The organism is Stenotrophomonas sp. 704A1 (genome assembly GCF_030549525.1).
GTDB lineage: Bacteria > Pseudomonadota > Gammaproteobacteria > Xanthomonadales > Xanthomonadaceae > Stenotrophomonas > Stenotrophomonas tuberculopleuritidis.
Window position 1 is genome coordinate 2,912,031 of the sequence record NZ_CP130831.1, and the last position, 12,452, is coordinate 2,924,482.

Consider the following 12,452-nt stretch of genomic DNA (forward strand, 5'->3'; position numbering starts at 1 on the left):
CCATCGCCGCTGATGGACTACCGCGATGTACCGCACGCTCGCTGCTGCATTGCTCTGCACGCTGTTTGCGATCCCACCCGCCTCGGCGCGTGACGAGCCCACCGATCTCTCTGCTCAGCTCGACAACCAGCTGCAGACCAACCGCGAGCGCTACGGCATCGCCGGCCAGGCCGTGCTGGTCGCCCACAACGGCCAGGTGCTGTACCAGGGCGCCAGCGGTGAGCGCGACCCGGCTGCCCATGCAACCGCCACCGTCGATGCCATCTTCCCTGCGCAGTCGATGGCCAAGCTGTTGACCAGTACGCTGGTGATGCAGCTGGTGGATCAGGGCAAGGTGGATCTGGACGCGCCCGCCAGCCGCTACGTCCCGGACCTGCCCGCCGCCTGGCAGGCGATCCACGTGCGCGATTTCCTCAACCACAGCTCCGGCATCGGCGAGTATTACGACCGCGTCGACAACCGCTGGGTGAGCAAGGGCTACACCGGGGTGGCGCCCGGCCTTGCCGCTGCACTGAAGGTCGCTGCTGCAGCGCCGATGCAGTTCACCACCGGCAGCCGCGTGCAGTACACCCAGGCCAACTACCTGGTGCTGACCGCCTTGCTGGAAGCGCATTACCGCACGCCCTACCCGGCCATCGCGCGCGAACGCATCCTGCAACCGCTGAAGATGACCAGCACTTCATGGGGCGCAGCCAGCGTGCCGTCGCAGCGCGCGGCGGTGCCGTACATCGGCAAGGACGGCCAGCTGCAGCCAGCGAACGAAGACCCCTGGCCGAACTATGGCTGGGGCCACGCCGACCTGCAGACCACCGTGGGCGACATGAACCGATTCCTGCAGGCGCTGGCGACCGGCAAGCTGGTGCGCACGGCGACCCTGGAAAAACTCTGGCAGCCGCAGAAACTGAGCGGTGGCGGCAGCAATTTCTTCTCCACCGGCTGGGACACCACCCGCAGCGACGGCTACACCCAGGTCGGCCATGATGGCGGCACCCGCGTGCGGGCACGGCTGGCGTACAAGGACACGCTGGCCAGCGGCTACTGGGTGTTCGTGTACCTGACCAACGGCAGCGCCCGCAACGTGTGGTCTAGCACATTGGTGGAAAGCACGATGGCGGTGGCCGCGCCTGGGGAGTTTCCGCGTGCGGTGCTGTCCGAGCGGCTGATCGCGTATGCGCTGGATGATGATGCAGGCGCTGCGCAGGCGATGCGGGCCTGGCTGCGCGACGACACCCGGATTACGGGCAACGAACGAGAGCGCGCGATCAATGCCAGCGGCTATGCCATCCGCGAGAGCCTGGGGGCGCGCAAGGCGCTGAAGGTGTTCACCCTCAATACCGAGCTGTATCCCGAGTCGGCAAATACCTGGGACAGCCTGGCCGAGTGCCATGCGGCGCTGGGTGAGAAGGAAACGGCTGATCGGCTGTACGCGAAGGCCAAGGCGCTGGCGAAACCGGTGCTGTAGAGTCGAGCCATGCTCGGCTCCGGCACAGAAAAGCAGTCGAGCACGGCTCGACTCTACAAATGCGAAAGAGCAGTCGAGCAAGCTCGACTCTACAAGAGCGCGGGCGGCCCATACGCGGGCGGTGGGTGACGTAGCGCACACGACCTGTTAACTTGCGCGCCACTTTAATGGTTTACAGCAGTCCCGCATGCCGCTCTCGTCGTACCGCCCCACCCCGTCGCTATTGTTCCTGGCCGTTTCCCTCGGCCTCGCCTCCACCGCCGCAGCCGCCCCGCAGGCCACCACCCTCGATGCCGTGCAGGTCACCGCCGCCGATGCCAGCGCCCAGGCCCGCGCGGCCCTGAAGCGCGTGCCCGGCGCCAGCAACCTCATCGACGTGGCCAAGGCCGATGGCCGCCTGTCCATCAGCGCCGATGTACTGGCCTACCAACCCGGCATCAGCGCGCAGTCGCCGGGCAACGAGGGCACCAAGGTTTCGATCCGTGGCTCGGGCATCAACCGGGGCCCGGGTGCGCACGCCTCGGGCATCGCCGTGTCGATCGACGGCCTACCGCTGACCGGCCCGGGTGGCACGCCTTACGAACTGCTGGAGCCGCTGTGGTTGTCGCGCGTGGAGGTGCTGCGCGGCGCCAACGGTTTCGAGCGTGGCGCGCTGGCGCTGGGCGGGGCGATCGACTACGTCAGCCGCAGCGGCCGTGATTCGGCCGGCGTGCAGCTGCACTACGAAGCCGGCAGCCGTGGCTACCAGAAGCGCGGCATCAGCTGGGGCGGCGTCAATGGTGATGTCGACTACTTCCTGGCCTACACCGATACCGAATTCGACGGTTACCAGCGCCATGCGCGGGGCGACGGCAAGGGCGCGATGGCGAATGTGGGATGGCAGATCACGCCCGATCTGCAGACGCGCTTGTTCGTGCGCTACCGCGAAACCGACCACGAAACGCCCGGGCGCCTGACCCGCGAGCAGATCCGCAACGACCCGCGTGCGGCCAACCCGGCCAACCTGGCCATCGATGCGCGTCGCCCGCAGCCGGGCAGCACCTGGGTAGGCAATGTCACCACGCTGCAGATCGATGAGGATTCCTCACTGCAGGCCGGGCTGGTCTACCACAAGTACCCGATGGATCTGAACGAGAGCCTGTACCGCCAGCAGCTGGACTACGCCAACCTCAACGCCACGCTCGACTACCGTCGTCGCCACACGCTGTTCGGCCTGGACAGCGACACCACGGTCGGCCTGCGCGTCACCCACGACCTTGACGCCGATGTGCGCGAGTCGTTGCGCTTTGCCAGCAACGGCCATGCCGCCGGTACCCGCACGCGTGACTTCCGCCACCACGGCACCGACAGCACGCTGCACGTCGGCAATACCCTCACCTTCAATGACCGCCTGCGCATGCAGACCGGGCTGGCACTGATCAACACCCGTCGCGATGTGCAGGTGACCTGGCCTGCCAGTGGCGGCCGCCTGCGCGGGCACGACTGGGACTATGCGCCGCGACTGGGCGTCACCTGGCAGCACAGCGCGCAGACCCAGTGGTTCGGCAACCTCAGCCGTTCGGTGGAAGCACCGCACCCGTGGTCGATGATCTGGGGCTCGAACCAGTACTTCGGGCCGGGCAACGGCCCGTCCACCGGCCGCCAGCGCGCGCCGGTGCCGATGCAGAACCAGACCGCCACCACGCTGGAACTGGGCGCGCGTGGTGACGCGGCGCTGGGTCGCTGGGAACTGACCGGCTACTACGCCCACGTGAACCACGAACTGCTGAGCGTGGAACTGCAGCCGGTGCCGAACCTGTTCATCGCCGAAAACAACGCCAGCCCCACCGTGCACCGCGGCATCGAGGCCGGGTTGCACAGCACCTTGTGGCAGGCCGCGCCGGGACGCCTGACGTTGCGCCAGGCGTATACCTTCAGCGATTTCCGTTATCGCCACGACGCGCGCTTCGGCAGCAACCGGCTGCCGGGCCTGCCGCAGCACAGCTACCAGGCCGAGCTGCGCTTCGATCATGCCTCCGGAATGTATGCCGCGCTCAATACCGAATACGCCTCACGCATCGCGGTGGACTACGCCAACAGCTACTGGGCCGACAGCCATGTGATCTTCGGCAGCCGCATCGGCTACGACGCGCCCAGCGGCCGCTGGCAGCTGTGGGCGGAGATGCGCAACATCGGCGACCGCCATTACGCCGCCACGGTGACGCCCGGTTATGACGATGCCGGCCGGGATGTCGCGCGCTCGACGCCAGGTGAAGGCCGCGGCGTCTATGCGGGCATGCGCTGGCGCTTTGAATGATGGCCGCAGGCGGCGCCGGGTGTGATCCCGCGCCGCCGTTTCACGTTCAGCCGATACGCCAGGATGGCAGGCGCTCGCTGCGCTTCCAGATGGAAGGCGCCACGCCGATCAATACGAGTGCCGCCAACCACTTCGGCGACGTACTCAACAGCGTCGTGCCGAGCGAGCCGTCGCTGGGCGCGAGCTGCTCGTGCCACGGGTTGTAGCCGAGGTAGACGATGCTGCCTGCCCACCACAGCAGCGCCACACCGATGCCCACCAGCAGCAGGGCCAGCGTACGGCAGCTCCAGCGCTGCGACGTGGTGCCCCATTCCCGCGAGGCCGCGATCAGCAGCCCCACCATCAACAGCGATACCAAGGCCACCAGGCCGATATCGACCTTGTGCCCGATACGCTCATACGTGCAGCCGCGGCAGTGCGCCTCTTCGGCTGCGGTGACGGCGTCGGCAGCGTCGGCCTGCCCGGCTGCGGGCTGCGCCAGCGCTGCAAACGGCATCAATACCGCCAGCAGCGTCATCATCATCCAACGAAACAACGTCCTGTTCCTGCGTGCAGCGACATCCATGCGCTCTTCCTCGTCAGTGGTTGTACGTCCATTGGCCGCAGCACGCGGCCGTCCCCTACCCGCCCAGACGGCGTTGCAGGCGAAATCGTCGGGACACCGATCCCAGGCAACCGCGATCATAGCCCACTGCCCGTCGCCACTGACAACCGGCCGGGTCAGAGGGGCGAACGGGTCATAGGCATGAGACGGCCCTCGCACCGTTGAACCGCACCCCTGCTTCGGCAGCGCTCGAAGCTCCGCGCCTTCCATCTACTGCGCACCGGCCGATGCGGCGGCTGGATATCATGGTCTGCCACCAGAAAAGCAGGCTCCACGGCATGCACGCTTCCCAGTTCACCCGCGCCACTGCCCTGGTGATGTTCGTCCCAATGATGGGCCTCGCCGGTTGGGGCTCGTGGTTTGGTAGCCGCTGCTTCAGCGATGGCTGCCTCGGCGTCCTGTTGGCATGGCTTGCCGCCGTGGTTGCGTTTGCGGTGCAGGCGTTGCTGGTACTCCCGACGCATGCCTGGCTCCTCAAGCGCCAGGGAGCGCCCGCCTCCCGCAGCTACCTTCGCTGGTTGGGTGCGTCGGCCATCGCTGCCGTCCTGCCCATCCTGCTCGGCTGGGGCTACCTGATGATCTTCAGATGACCTGCTGCGCGTGTCCCGCACACGGATAGCCGGTCACGGCGGCGTGGTCGCCTTCAGCAGCTGCGCAGCCACCTGATCAAACGGCGCAATGTCCTGCAGCGCGCGGCTCATCGCCACCGCGCCTTCCACGCTGGCAATCACCAGACTGGCCAGCCCGGACGCTGCGACAGGCGCGTGCCCATCGGCGACGAACGCGTCAGCCAGGTGGCCCTGCCAGCGAGCGAATACCTCGGCGGCGGCGGCGCGCGGCTGGCTGGGCGTCGAGTCCACCGGCTCTTCCACCGCCGCCGCCAGCACCGGGCAGCCGGCTCGGAAATCGGTGCGCAGCAGCCGCTCGCGCCACATGGCCAGGAACTGCTGCAGGCCGTGCACCGCCCCGCCCTTCAACAGCTCCACAAGCAGCGCGTCCACCTTGTCGCCGGCCATGTGGGTGGCGCGCGCCAGCAACTCCTGCTTGCCGCCGGGAAAGTGGTGGTAGGTCGAACCCAGCGGCGCCTCCGCAAGCTTGGTCACTTCACGGATGCTGGTGGCATTGAGACCCACACGCGCCAGCATCTGTGCCGCGGCATCCATCACGCGTTGAGGGGCATCAGAGGGGCGCGGGCTCACGGCGGCTCCTTGCCAGGTCAGTCGCCATAGACTAGCGTATCGGCGTCATTATTACAGTCGTCATAACCATGAATCTCTGGTTCCGCCTGCTGCACCTGCTGCTGTGCAGCATGTTCCGGCCGAAGCTGGAGGCACCCTTCGGCGTCTCGCGGCTGCCGTTCCGGGTACTGCCCAACGACCTGGACAGCAACCTGCACATGACCAACGGCCGCTACTGGAACATCTTCGACCTGGGCCGGCTGGACCTGATCCTGCGCATGGGCCTGGGCAGGGTCGCGCTGCGCGAGAAGTGGGCGCCGATCGTCGGTGCTGGCACCATCCAGTTCCGCCGCGAACTGAAGCCGTTCCAGCGCTTCACCCTGGAAACGCGGCTGGCCGGCTGGGTAGGTACCCGGGTGATCATGGAGCAGCGCGTGCTGGTCGGCCCCGAGCAGAAGGTGGCCACCCGCGCCCTGCTGGTGACCGGCATCTACGACCGTCGTGCGCGCCAGTTCGTGGGCATGCAGCGGATGATGGAGGCCATCGGGTGCCCGACGCCGCCGTCGCCGCCGCTCAGTGCGGCGGCCGAGGCGCTGCTGGCCGCCGATGCGGCGTTGAAGCGGGACGACGGCTGAGGCACATCAGCCTGCCTCCGGCAGGTTCTTGGTCACGCAGTGGATGCCGCCGCCGCCACCGGCGATCGCGTCGATGTCCACCTGCTCGATCACGCGGCCGGGATACAGTTCTTCCAGCAGTTCACGGCAGTAGCCATCGGCTGCGTCGTCACCGAACTGCGGCGCGACCACCGCGCCGTTGATCGGCAGGTAGTTGATGTAGCCCCGTGCCAGATCGTCGTTGTCGCGCGAATGCACGTTGTCGCGCCCGCCCAGCGGCGGCGGCAGCGTATACACCTGCAGGCGGCGGCCATCGGCATCGGTGGCCCCGCGCAGGATCTGCAGATGCTCGCGGGTCAGGTCGTAGTCGTAGGACTGCGGATCATTGTCCAGGTTGGCGATGACCACGCCCGGGCGCACGAAGCGCGCATAGAAATCGACGTGCGCATCGGTGATGTCCTTGCCGGCGATACCCGGCAGCCAGATCACCTTGCGCAGGCCCAGGTGATGCTTCAGCTCGGCCTCGATATCCGCGCGCGACCAGTCGGGATTGCGGTTGCGGTTGACCCAGCAGCTTTCGGTGAGGATGGCCGTGCCGTGGCCATCGACTTCGATGCCGCCGCCCTCGCCCACCAGATCGCTTTCCAGCAGCGTTGCGCCGGTCACCTGTGCCAGCCACGGTGCCACCGCGCCATCGTTGCGCGCGCTCTGCTTGCCACCCCAGCCATTGAAGTTGAAATCGACCAGGCCCAGCCCGCCCTTGCCGTCGGTGACGAAACAACCACCGTAATCGCGCACCCAGATGTCATCCAGCGGCACCTCGAGGAACTCGATGTTGTCGCGGCCGCAGCGGTCCTGCGCCTGCTTGCGTTGCGCCGGGCGGCACAGCACGCTGACCGGCTGGTGGCCGGCGATGGTGCGGGCCAGGCGGGCCACGGCGGTGTTCACCGCGTCGGCCTGCGCGCCCCACACCTGAGGCTGGGCGGCGAAGGCCAGGAACACGCGCTCCTGCGGACCATGTTCATCGGGCATGCGCCACAGGCCTGCACCCGGTTCCGCCGCAGCCACGCGCCCCGGTAGGCCGGCCAGGCCCAGAGCAGCCAGGCCGCCAAGACCGGCGGCGCCCGCCAGTTGGGTGAGGAAGTGACGACGGTTGCTCATGTCAGGCTCCAGGGCGGGTGTGGGATGGGCGCTATGCTGCGCTTGCCGACACATAAGAACAAACGATAGATTCAGCGATCAATTGAACAGTTCTACTTATCTGAAATGCTCAAGCACTGGCCACCGCTGAACGCCCTGAGGGGTTTCGAAGCCGCCGCCCGGCTCGGCAGCTTCCATCGTGCGGCCGAGGAACTGCACCTGACCCAGTCGGCCATCAGCCAGCAGATCCGGGGCCTGGAAGCGTCGCTGCAGCAGCCGTTGTTCTTCCGGCAGGGCCGCAGCGTCACCCTCACCGATGCTGGCATCGACCTGCTGGAGACGACCCAATCGCTGCTGCGGCAGCTGGCCAGCGGCATCCGCCGGCTCGATCAGTACCGCAAGCCGAATCAACTGATCGTCAACACCAGCCCGGCATTCGCGCGCCATTGGCTGGTGCCGCGCCTGGCCGGATTCCACCGCCTGCATCCCGATGCCGATCTGTGGCTGCTGACCAGCGAAGAAGCGCCGGACATGACCACACAGACGCTCGATGTGGCCGTACGCGATGATCTCGACTCACAGGCGCAGTGCCAACACCGCGTGCTGCTGCAGGACCGCCTCTACCCGGCCTGCCATCCCGACCTGCTGTCCACGCCCGTGCACGAGCGCCTGACGCTGCATGGCGAACGCGAAATGGATTGGAGCCAATGGCAGGTGCAAGGGGGAGCCGACGTCGGCCAGCGCCGCGAAGGCATGAACTTCTCCGAGCCCGGGCAACTACTGGATGCCGCCTGCCACGGGCTGGGCATCGCCCTGGTCAGCGAGCTGCTGGCGGCACGCGCCTGCGAACAAGGCCTGCTGCAGCCGCTGGATGAGGCACGCGTGCGCGGCCCACGCTGGAGCTGGCTGGTGCATGAGGACAGCGCGGCCGATCCGCTGGTGATCAGTTTCTGTGAGTGGCTGCTGGCGAGCCTGCCCGCTGGCGCTGCATGTGCTGCTCCAGCGCGCGCTTGACCGCCGCCTCGGCCAGCGGCGCCATCAGTGCGTAGCCCGTTGCCGTCGGGTGCACACCGTCCGTCGCCAGCGGTGCATCCAGCCCACCGGCGCTGTTGGCCATCGGCGTGTAGTAGTCCAGATAGACCAGCTGCTGCGCATCGGCATAGCGCTTCAATGCCGTGTTCAATGCACGCACCTTGGGCGCAGGTGCTGTGCCCGGCAGCCACGGGTACTCGCTGACCGGGAGCACTGACGCCAGCACCACGCCGATGCCGCGTGCCCTGGCCAGGTCGACCATGGCATGCAGGTTGTCCTCGATCATCGCCTGCGTGGACGGGCCGGTGTTGCCGGCGATGTCGTTGGTGCCGGCCAGGATCACCACCACCTGTGGCTTCAGCGCCAGCACGTCCTGCGGGAAGCGCACCAGCATCTGTGCCGTGGTCTGGCCACCAATACCGCGGTTCAGGTAACCCTTGCCGGGAAAGAACGCATCGCTGCCTTCGGCGCCCCAGCCTTCGGTGATCGAGTCGCCGAAGAACACCACGCGCGGCTGGCCCGGCACCGCTGCAGGCAGTCGCGCATTGGCATCGCGGTAGCGCTGCAGCTGCGGCCAATCGGCCAAGCGCTGCTGCATGAAGCGCACCTCGTCGGGGCGCAGCTGTTCGACAGGCTTCAACAGCAGCGGATTGACTGCGCTCGATTCAGCGCCAATCGCCGGTACGGTCAAGGCCATGGCCCAGGCGATGGCGGCCATTGCGGCCATTGCGGCAAGCACAACAGGACTACGCATGGAGAACCTCCCGATTCATCGGATCAGTCTAGCGTCCTGCGCCCGCGCTCAGCGCGCCGGCGCGCGCGCCGCCACGCCGGTCACCTTCGCCGGCATCCACATGCCCGGCGTCCAGCCGCTGGCGGCCAGGATCGCCTTCGGGTCGTCCTGCTCGATCAGCGCGCGGACGGCATCGTGCTTGTTGCTGGCCTGCAGGTAGTACGCCTTGGCGATGCGATAGCCCACCCAGTACCCCAGGTCGTACGGCTCCTGCGAGCCCGGGGTGTAGTTGTAGATCCAGGGCTTCAGATCGGTGCTGTCCAGGTCCAGCGCAAAGGCGCTTTCGATATGCACTTCCCGGCCGCGTGTCCACGCCGCATGGCGTCCATTGCCGACGTTGCCGGAAATCAGTTCCGCGATGAACTCGGCAATGCCCTCGCCCAGCGACTCGCGCAGTACCGTCGCCCGCGGATCTCCCGGCTGATACTCGCCGACCCCGGTCTGCTGGATGTGCACGTACTCATGCGCGATCACATGCACGAAGCGGTCCTGCGCGTTGGGATTCATGAAATCGGCCGCGCACAGCGCTTCCAGGCCGATGACCACGCCCGTGCGGTGGGTCATGCCCACCGGCTTGCTGCGGCCGACCACGATCGCCACCGGCGGGAACGTCGCCTGCGGGTAGATCGCCTGCAGCTTGGCAAACACCTGGACCAGCCGCTGGCGCACGGCCGGCAGCTCGGCCAGGCAGGCGCGGCCGGTGGCGTACATCATCGGGTCGCGCGCCATCGCATCGGCGATGCGCTGCGCGGTCACCCTGCGCAGCTTGGCGAATTCAAGCAGGCTCGGCGTGCCCTCGGCCAGGTACTGCTCCAGCTGGGACACACTGGGTTTGCCGGCGGTTGCTTCGTACAGTGCGTAGAAGCGGGTGGCGTCGGTGGTCAGGATCTCCGGCCCCGGCGCTGCGGCGTGGGCGGAGCCAAGCACCCCGCCGATGGCCAGGGCAAGCAGGCAACGCAACGACACGAACATGGCTCCGTCCTTGGTGGGGTGTACGCGAAGCGCGCAATCTACCACTGCGGCCCACCATGCGCAGCGGTATCGTGCAGCCCCGGGTACCGCTGTGCCAGACTCGCCACGGCACGCTGCCAAGGGAACCACAGGAGAAGCCCGGATGATGATCGTTCCCGCCTACTGGGCTGAAGCGCGCCTGCAGGCCCGCTTCCGTGGCCGACCGGTGGTGGTGCGTCGCTTCGGCTGGTCCGACGAAAGCCCTGCCGAGGCGCAGGCGCACGCCGAGCGGCGCGCCAACGAAGCCCTCAACGCCATCCTTGCCGGGCAGGTGCTGCCGCGCCGCGAAGCGCGCAGCAACTACGGCGTGGAGGGCGTGCCGATCCGCGAGCAGATCGTGCAGCGCGACGGCGACGTCGTCATCACCCGCAACAGTTATGGCGCGCTGTGCCTCAACAGCCCGGACGTGCTGTTCGCCGATATCGACCATGTGCCGGTGCGCAGCGGTTGCGCGCTGCCCCTTCTGGGTGCGCTGGCCCTGCTGGCTGCCGGCGCGCTGATCGGTGGCGCGCTGGGAAATTTCAATGTGGGCCTGGCGGTCGGCGGTCTCTCGATGGTGGTGGTCAACGAAGTGCTGGTCCGGGGGCGCAAGCGACGGCTGGCTGCGGCCGGTGGCGCCGAAGGCATCGCCCTGCAACGGGTCGCGGCCTTCAGCGAACAGCATCCGGACTGGCATCTTCGCGCCTACCGCACGCCGGCCGGACTGCGCGTGCTGGCCATGCATGCCACGTTCTCGCCCGAGGACGAGCCGTTGCAGGCATTGTTCACGGCACTGGGCACCGACGACCTGTACGCGCGCATGTGCCGGCTGCAGCACTGCTTCCGTGCGCGACTGACACCGAAGCCGTGGCGCGTCGGGCTGAAGTACCGCATCCGCCCACCGGTGGCCGCATGGTCAGCCGAACAGGCCACCAATCCGGATCGACTCGCCTGGATTGCCGAGTACGAAAAGAGGAGTGGTGGCTTTGCCGCGTGCGCCTATCTGCGCAGTTTTGGTGATACCGGATGCATCCACGCCAAGGCCGAGCACGTGCGCGAGCTGCACGACCGGCTGTCGCACGCGCTGGATCGGCTACCGCTGGCGTGAGGGCAGCAGACGCTCAGTCCGCGCTCTGTACGAACGGCTGTCCTGCCAGGGTAGTGCCCAGCCGCACCGCGACCTGCTGACCGCCCTTCTCAAAGGTCGCAGCGCAGTGCGTTCCGCCCTTCTGGCATCCGATTTCCGGAAAGCCGGCCAGCGATTCCAGTGCGCCCTGCACGGGCTTCACCTGCCAACCGGCCGCATCCAGCAGGCGCTTGGCCTTGGCGTAGGGCATGCCGGCGACGATGCCCAATTGCGTCAGCTCAGCAGGAAACGACTGAGCAAAGGCTGTTGAAATCAGGGCCGACGACAACGTTGCAGCAAGGAGAATGGCTTTCATTGCACCGACCCGGAACGGGTGATCAGGTTCAGCCTAGACCATTTTCGCGGCATGCAAATGTGCCAGTGGCACGTCGCTACCGAGTCTCCGCCGTTCATTGCAGAGCCTCCCTGGAGGATCAATGTGCCGCTTCCCTGCGCAGGGTTCCACAACGCAGGGCCTCCAAGGCGAGGCTGCCCCGTAATCTGTCCTGCAACCAGGCGATGGTGAAGCGTTCGCGGCTGGGTTCTCCCGCGGGCAGCAACCCCCTCACTGCATCGCTCAACGCCGGACGCCACTCCTCCTGAGCACCTGCCAGAACCTGCTGATCGAAGTCCGCCGATGACAGGCGCTTCCATGGCAGCATCATCGCGTACTGCGAGGTGGACACCAGCACGGTATCCGGGCGGCCCGGCCGGGTCACGACCACGGTCATGACGGGATGGTCATCCGTCCAGAGGCCGTGGAAATGCTCTGCAACGCGTTCCTGCAGGCCCTGCCCGGCCAGCGCCTGCCGTGCCCAGGCCTGCTGCCGGGCGAACGAGCATCTGGCCGGCGGCATGCTGCGCAGCTCCGGGTCCAGCTTCAGCAGCTCAGGCCGGTCGAGCCGGGAAGTGATCAGATCCACCGTGGCCTTGCTGGTCAACGGTGCTGCCTGCAGCGCGGCCTCCAACGCCGACAGCGCGCCCGATGGCAGCAGCTCCGGCACGCGCGGCGGCACCTCAGGCGCGTCAACCACCTGGACACGGGTGGTCAAGCCATAGGCATCGCGCTGGATGACCCAGCGCTCGGATACCGAACCCCAGCCAGACCAGTCGTAGGCAACGTGCACGCTCATTCGTGGCTGGACCGCCATTGCCACAGGAGGAACCATCAGCGGGACCAGTGCCAACATCCATGCCTTCATGGGACCTCCCTGACG

Annotated in this window: 13 protein-coding genes; 6 read left to right on the forward strand and 7 right to left on the reverse strand. The window is 67.3% G+C overall.

Annotated features, from left to right (window positions below; translation table 11 throughout):
* Positions 1 to 25 precede the first annotated feature (25 nt).
* Entirely contained in the window at positions 26 to 1,462 is a 1,437-nt protein-coding gene (locus Q5Z10_RS13640) for a serine hydrolase domain-containing protein (RefSeq protein ID WP_303635959.1), read from the forward strand.
* 187 nt (positions 1,463 to 1,649) lie between these two features.
* Complete coding sequence (locus Q5Z10_RS13645; RefSeq protein ID WP_303635960.1) at positions 1,650 to 3,758, forward strand: TonB-dependent receptor family protein; 2,109 nt, start codon at positions 1,650 to 1,652, stop codon at positions 3,756 to 3,758.
* Between the two features lie 46 nt (positions 3,759 to 3,804).
* Here Q5Z10_RS13645 and Q5Z10_RS13650 read toward each other — a convergent pair whose 3' ends face one another.
* Positions 3,805 to 4,323: a hypothetical protein gene (locus Q5Z10_RS13650; RefSeq protein ID WP_345783968.1), complete on the reverse strand. Its 519-nt coding sequence runs from the start codon at positions 4,321 to 4,323 to the stop codon at positions 3,805 to 3,807.
* A 317-nt stretch (positions 4,324 to 4,640) separates the two neighbouring features.
* Between Q5Z10_RS13650 and Q5Z10_RS13655 the strand changes: the two genes are divergently transcribed.
* Entirely contained in the window at positions 4,641 to 4,952 is a 312-nt protein-coding gene (locus tag Q5Z10_RS13655) for a hypothetical protein (RefSeq protein ID WP_303635962.1), read from the forward strand.
* Positions 4,953 to 4,985: 33 nt separating this feature from the next.
* Here Q5Z10_RS13655 and Q5Z10_RS13660 read toward each other — a convergent pair whose 3' ends face one another.
* Complete coding sequence (locus tag Q5Z10_RS13660) at positions 4,986 to 5,561, reverse strand: TetR/AcrR family transcriptional regulator (protein ID WP_303635963.1); 576 nt, start codon at positions 5,559 to 5,561, stop codon at positions 4,986 to 4,988.
* Between the two features lie 68 nt (positions 5,562 to 5,629).
* Here Q5Z10_RS13660 and Q5Z10_RS13665 point away from each other — a divergent pair, with 68 nt between their 5' ends.
* Entirely contained in the window at positions 5,630 to 6,175 is a 546-nt protein-coding gene (locus Q5Z10_RS13665) for a thioesterase family protein (protein WP_303635964.1), read from the forward strand.
* Between the two features lie 6 nt (positions 6,176 to 6,181).
* On the opposite strand, the gene Q5Z10_RS13670 is transcribed toward Q5Z10_RS13665, so the two are convergent.
* On the reverse strand, positions 6,182 to 7,315 hold the full coding sequence (locus Q5Z10_RS13670; protein WP_303635965.1) for an agmatine deiminase family protein: 1,134 nt from the start codon (positions 7,313 to 7,315) through the stop codon (positions 6,182 to 6,184).
* A gap of 105 nt (positions 7,316 to 7,420) precedes the next feature.
* Here Q5Z10_RS13670 and Q5Z10_RS13675 point away from each other — a divergent pair, with 105 nt between their 5' ends.
* Positions 7,421 to 8,308 carry a LysR substrate-binding domain-containing protein gene (locus Q5Z10_RS13675; protein WP_303635966.1) on the forward strand — a complete coding sequence of 296 codons (888 nt, stop codon included), beginning with the start codon at positions 7,421 to 7,423 and terminating at the stop codon, positions 8,306 to 8,308.
* Here Q5Z10_RS13675 and Q5Z10_RS13680 read toward each other — a convergent pair.
* Complete coding sequence (locus Q5Z10_RS13680) at positions 8,238 to 9,080, reverse strand: SGNH/GDSL hydrolase family protein (protein ID WP_442758916.1); 843 nt, start codon at positions 9,078 to 9,080, stop codon at positions 8,238 to 8,240. The genes Q5Z10_RS13675 and Q5Z10_RS13680 overlap by 71 nt on opposite strands.
* Positions 9,081 to 9,128: 48 nt before the next feature.
* Positions 9,129 to 10,091, reverse strand: a complete 963-nt coding sequence (locus tag Q5Z10_RS13685) for a DUF2268 domain-containing putative Zn-dependent protease (protein WP_303635967.1) — start codon at positions 10,089 to 10,091, stop codon at positions 9,129 to 9,131.
* 142 nt (positions 10,092 to 10,233) lie between these two features.
* On the opposite strand from Q5Z10_RS13685, the gene Q5Z10_RS13690 reads away from it, so the two are divergent.
* Complete coding sequence (locus Q5Z10_RS13690; protein WP_303635968.1) at positions 10,234 to 11,217, forward strand: hypothetical protein; 984 nt, start codon at positions 10,234 to 10,236, stop codon at positions 11,215 to 11,217.
* Positions 11,218 to 11,230: 13 nt separating this feature from the next.
* Here Q5Z10_RS13690 and Q5Z10_RS13695 read toward each other — a convergent pair whose 3' ends face one another.
* Positions 11,231 to 11,551: a hypothetical protein gene (locus Q5Z10_RS13695; RefSeq protein ID WP_303635969.1), complete on the reverse strand. Its 321-nt coding sequence runs from the start codon at positions 11,549 to 11,551 to the stop codon at positions 11,231 to 11,233.
* 118 nt (positions 11,552 to 11,669) lie between these two features.
* Positions 11,670 to 12,368, reverse strand: a complete 699-nt coding sequence (locus Q5Z10_RS13700; protein WP_303635970.1) for a hypothetical protein — start codon at positions 12,366 to 12,368, stop codon at positions 11,670 to 11,672.
* Positions 12,369 to 12,452 lie beyond the last annotated feature (84 nt).

What these genes read in the sequence shown, in the direction of transcription:
- Q5Z10_RS13640 (WP_303635959.1), top strand. Translation starts at nt 26, where the DNA reads ATGTACCGCACGCTCGCTGCTGCATTGCTCTGCACGCTGTTTGCGATC.
- Q5Z10_RS13645 (WP_303635960.1), top strand. Translation starts at nt 1,650, where the DNA reads ATGCCGCTCTCGTCGTACCGCCCCACCCCGTCGCTATTGTTCCTGGCC.
- Q5Z10_RS13650 (WP_345783968.1), bottom strand. Translation starts at nt 4,323, where the DNA reads ATGGATGTCGCTGCACGCAGGAACAGGACGTTGTTTCGTTGGATGATG.
- Q5Z10_RS13655 (WP_303635962.1), top strand. Translation starts at nt 4,641, where the DNA reads ATGCACGCTTCCCAGTTCACCCGCGCCACTGCCCTGGTGATGTTCGTC.
- Q5Z10_RS13665 (WP_303635964.1), top strand. Translation starts at nt 5,630, where the DNA reads ATGAATCTCTGGTTCCGCCTGCTGCACCTGCTGCTGTGCAGCATGTTC.
- Q5Z10_RS13670 (WP_303635965.1), bottom strand. Translation starts at nt 7,315, where the DNA reads ATGAGCAACCGTCGTCACTTCCTCACCCAACTGGCGGGCGCCGCCGGT.
- Q5Z10_RS13675 (WP_303635966.1), top strand. Translation starts at nt 7,421, where the DNA reads ATGCTCAAGCACTGGCCACCGCTGAACGCCCTGAGGGGTTTCGAAGCC.
- Q5Z10_RS13680 (WP_442758916.1), bottom strand. Translation starts at nt 9,080, where the DNA reads ATGCGTAGTCCTGTTGTGCTTGCCGCAATGGCCGCAATGGCCGCCATC.
- Q5Z10_RS13685 (WP_303635967.1), bottom strand. Translation starts at nt 10,091, where the DNA reads ATGTTCGTGTCGTTGCGTTGCCTGCTTGCCCTGGCCATCGGCGGGGTG.
- Q5Z10_RS13690 (WP_303635968.1), top strand. Translation starts at nt 10,234, where the DNA reads ATGATGATCGTTCCCGCCTACTGGGCTGAAGCGCGCCTGCAGGCCCGC.
- Q5Z10_RS13695 (WP_303635969.1), bottom strand. Translation starts at nt 11,551, where the DNA reads ATGAAAGCCATTCTCCTTGCTGCAACGTTGTCGTCGGCCCTGATTTCA.
- Q5Z10_RS13700 (WP_303635970.1), bottom strand. Translation starts at nt 12,368, where the DNA reads ATGAGCGTGCACGTTGCCTACGACTGGTCTGGCTGGGGTTCGGTATCC.